Genomic DNA, 3,784 nt, shown 5'->3' with positions numbered 1-3,784 from the left:
GTCAGGTTCTGGCCGTCCACCACCACCGTGCCGGAGGTGGGGCGCTCCAGCAGGTTCATGCACCGCACCAGGGTGGACTTGCCCGCGCCGGAGAGGCCGATGATGCCGAAGATCTCCCCCTGGCGGATGTCCAGATTGATGTCCTCCAGGGCGTGGACGGCCTCCGCGCCGCCGCCGAAGGTCTTGCTCAGATGCTGGATCTGAATGATCGATTGACTCACAGTATTGAAACTCCTTTACGGTTCATTTACAACAAAAAAGTCCTTGAAGCAGATGCTTCAAGGACGGACGTTCAAACGCCGTGGTACCACCTTGGTTCACACGCCTCCTCGCGGAGACGGCCTTTGGAAGTGCGGATACACTTCTGCGCTGTGACGGGCGGCTCCCGTCGTGACCTGCGCCGAAGCGGTCGGCCACGCAACTCCAAGACCATGTTCGGCAGGCCCTTCCGTACCCCTTTGCACCAACCGGGGCTCTCTGTGTCGTATCTGCCTGCTTACTCTTCTCTTCATCGTCTTTGCAATATGAAATTGATTACTTTGCAGTTTACACAAGAAGCAGCCGCATGTCAACAGGGGAAACGACTATAATATCCGCATCTTACCCGCAAAACTTTATCGGATTTAGACAAATAAATGAAAAGAGACAGCCTTTTGGCGGAAAATTTTTCAAATTGGCGGCTGGTATTGGATTGAAAAGAGAGGGTAAAACTGCTATTATCTATACAGAAAAACAGAGAGGGGACGAAAGATGGGCGGGAGGCAAAACAGGATCATACACTGGCTGCGGAACCTGCTCTGCGGCGCTTTGATCGGCGCTGGGGCGATTTTGCCCGGTGTTTCCGGCGGCGTACTGGCGGTGGTGTTTGACATCTACCGTCCCTTTATGGAGATCCTCACCCACCCAAAACGGGCCCTGCCCAAGTATTGGAGATGGCTTCCGCCCCTGGGACTTGGATGGTGCGCGGGCTTTATGGGCTTTGCCAGGGGAATTGCGGCGGCCATCGACTTTTCCAGTACCGTGACCACCTGGCTCTTCATTGGACTCATTGTGGGCACGGTGCCTGCCTTGTATCGGGAGGCGGGGAAGGAGGGGCGCTCCGCCGCCTCCTGGGTGAGCCTGTTTCTGTGTGCCGGCAGTGTGTTCGCTGGGCTGTTTTATGTCAGCCGCACCGCCTGTTTTTCGGCGGAGCCCAATTTCTGGTGGTATAATTTCTGCGGTGTGCTGTGGGGGATGGGCATTGTGATCCCAGGTATGACCTCCTCCTCGGTGATGATGGCCCTGGACCTGTACCAGCCTGTGCTGGAGGGGCTGGCAAACTTGGATTTTCTGGTGTTGTCCGCCTCGCTGCCGGGGCTGTTGCTGACGGTGTTTTTGCTGGCGCGGCTGGTGACCTGGTGCTTCCGCCGCTGGTACTCTGTGGCTTTTCACGGGATCTTTGGGATCGTGCTGGCCTCCACGCTGGTGATTATTCCCACCTCTTACAGGGGAGCAGGGGAGATTGTGCTGTCAGCGCTGTGTTGTGCGGGAGGCTGCGCCCTGGCCTATTTTCTGGCCCGTCTGGACCAGCGGATGAAGGCCGGCGGGCCGGCGTGACACCGGACCACGCATGAAGCGAGAGGAGAAAAAGTATGAGGGATACCATCAAAAATCCGGAGTATTTTGCCCATAAACTTCAATCCAACCAGGCCCGTATCCTGAAATTTGAAACGCTTCTCACTGATATAGAGCCATCCAACGAGCGCGGAATCAGAATTGGAAAGAGCTGGCTGTCCAGGCTGCATATGGACTCTGTGAAGTTGGCTTACTCCGCGGGAGCCGGAATTCAGGACGTATATGCCCACTATCTCCGGTTCATTGACAGTTACAAGGATGTTTGCGCCCCAGTGGACAGTACCTATGATATTATTGATGTGCTCTCGCTGGGGGTGCTGTTCCGGGGAACAAAGTTCGACTTCCTACCAGGACTGGAGACCATTGAGGGAAGGTTTCATTCCCGTGATGGGCTAATTGGCTGTTTGTTCCAATCTCTGCGAGATGAGCCATTGACCATATGCCCGTCTCAGCTGGATTATTTCAATCGTCTTGCAGAAGGCGAGGACCCGGCCGAGATATTGTCACTGGAATTGTCCCAGTGGTACCGGCATCACAAGGACGCGTATTGGTACAACGCTCACCGCTCTAAAAACGATACATACTGCGGATATTGGTGTTTTGAAATCGCGGCGCTGTCCCAAATATTCGGGGTTGACGACAGCGGGTTTGCGCAAAATCCCTATTATCCCTATGACCTGGCACATAACTGACAGAGCCAGGCAGCCCACGGGCCGCCTGGCTGGTTGTTCATTCACTCCGGCAGCCGGACGATTCCCGATTCCACCAGTTTCTGGAGGCTCATCAAAATCCCCAGCTTGGCGTGATACCACGTCAGCCCGCCCTGAAAGTACACGGCGTAGGGGGGGCGGATGGGGCCGTCGGCGGAGAGCTCGATGGAGCTGCCCTGGACAAAGGCCCCCGCCGCCATAATGACATCGCTGTCGTACCCGGGCATGGCCCAGGGTTCCGGGGTGACGTAGCTGTCCACTGGGGCGGCGGCCTGAATGCCGCGGCAGAAGGCCACCATGGCCTCCCGGCTGCCAAGGGTCACCGCCTGGATGATGTCGTGGCGGTCCTCAGCGGCGCTGGGTACACAGGGAAAGCCAAGGTTTTCATAGATGTTGGCGGCAAAGACGGCGCCTTTCAGCGCCCCGGCCACCACGGTGGGGGAGAGGAACAGCCCCTGATAGAAGGCGGGCATCAGCCCCAAATTGGCCCCCACTTCCTGACCAAGGCCCGGGGCGGAGAGCCGGTAGGCGCACCGCTCCACGCACTCCCTCGTGCCGCAGATATAGCCGCCGATGGGGGCTAACCCGCCGCCTGGGTTCTTGATCAGGCTCCCCACCACCATGTCGGCCCCCAGATCCGAGGGCTCCAGCCGCTCTACGAACTCGCCGTAACAGTTGTCCACCATCACCTTCACGTCCGGCTTCACGGACTTGCAGAAGGAGATTAACTCTCCGATCTGCGCAACGGAGAAGGATGGCCGGGTGGCGTAGCCCTTGGAGCGCTGGATGGTGATAAGTTTTGTGCGGTCGTTGATGGCCGTCCGGATGGCGTCGTAGTCAAAAGAACCCTCCGGACGCAGGTCCGCCTGCCGGTAGGCGACGCCATACTCCTTTAAGGAGCACTTGCTCTCCCGGATGCCGATGACCTCTTCCAAGGTGTCGTAGGGGGCTCCGGCAGGGGAGAGAAGCTCATCCCCTGGCAGCAGGTTTGCAGACAGCGCCACCGTTAGCGCGTGGGTGCCGCAGGTGATTTGGGGACGCACCAGGGCGGCCTCCGTGTGGAAGACGTCCGCGTAGACCCGCTCCAGATTGTCGCGGCCCTCGTCGTCGTAGCCGTAGCCGGTGGTGGCGGCGAAATGGGTGGCGTTAACCCGGTTTTTCTGCATAGCGGCCAGAACTTTGCACTGGTTGTACTCCGCTGTCCGGTCAATGGCGTCAAACCGGGGCCGCAGGGAGGCCAGGACCGCCTCGCCGCATTCGTATACCGCCCGGCTGACGCCGAGCTGTCTATATATCTGTTCCATGATGTCCATTCCTTCTGTTGACTTTTTGTCCAAATATAGCAGACTTCTGGAAAAATAGCAAGAGAAAAACCGACACGTTTCCGTGCCGGTTTTTTATGGCTGTTGGTAGTACCAAAGGCAACCCCCGGCTAAGCCGGGGGTAAAAAAATAGCTTAT

4 protein-coding genes and 1 other annotated feature are annotated in these 3,784 nt (G+C 57.7%); of the genes, 2 read left to right on the top strand and 2 right to left on the bottom strand.

Features of this window, described 5'->3' with window-relative positions; all coding sequences use genetic code 11:
* Positions 1-209 (bottom strand): ATP-binding cassette domain-containing protein (locus QZ326_RS11840; RefSeq protein WP_365329205.1); only part of this gene is annotated, 209 nt, incomplete at its 3' end.
* Positions 210-277: 68 nt separating this feature from the next.
* Positions 278-521, bottom strand: a binding site (T-box leader).
* 229 nt (positions 522-750) lie between these two features.
* On the opposite strand from QZ326_RS11840, the gene QZ326_RS11835 reads away from it, so the two are divergent.
* Complete coding sequence (locus QZ326_RS11835) at positions 751-1,596, top strand: DUF368 domain-containing protein (protein WP_295745462.1); 846 nt, start codon at positions 751-753, stop codon at positions 1,594-1,596.
* Positions 1,597-1,631: 35 nt separating this feature from the next.
* A complete protein-coding gene (locus QZ326_RS11830) occupies positions 1,632-2,306 on the top strand; it encodes a PoNe immunity protein domain-containing protein (protein WP_295745460.1) in 675 nt (224 codons plus the stop codon).
* Between the two features lie 41 nt (positions 2,307-2,347).
* On the opposite strand, the gene QZ326_RS11825 is transcribed toward QZ326_RS11830, so the two are convergent.
* Positions 2,348-3,628, bottom strand: a complete 1,281-nt coding sequence (locus tag QZ326_RS11825) for a methionine gamma-lyase family protein (RefSeq protein ID WP_365329201.1) — start codon at positions 3,626-3,628, stop codon at positions 2,348-2,350.
* Positions 3,629-3,784: the final 156 nt, after the last annotated feature.

It is taken from the genome of uncultured Oscillibacter sp. (assembly GCF_910587525.1).
Taxonomy (GTDB): Bacteria; Bacillota; Clostridia; order Oscillospirales; family Oscillospiraceae; genus Oscillibacter.
The sequence above is the reverse complement of the archived record's forward strand: the minus strand, read 5'-3'. Positions and strand labels throughout refer to the sequence as shown.

Excerpts from the sequence above, each read along its gene's own strand:
- QZ326_RS11825 (WP_365329201.1), bottom strand. The coding sequence starts at position 3,628 with ATGGAACAGATATATAGACAGCTCGGCGTCAGCCGGGCGGTATACGAA.
- QZ326_RS11830 (WP_295745460.1), top strand. The coding sequence starts at position 1,632 with ATGAGGGATACCATCAAAAATCCGGAGTATTTTGCCCATAAACTTCAA.
- QZ326_RS11835 (WP_295745462.1), top strand. The coding sequence starts at position 751 with ATGGGCGGGAGGCAAAACAGGATCATACACTGGCTGCGGAACCTGCTC.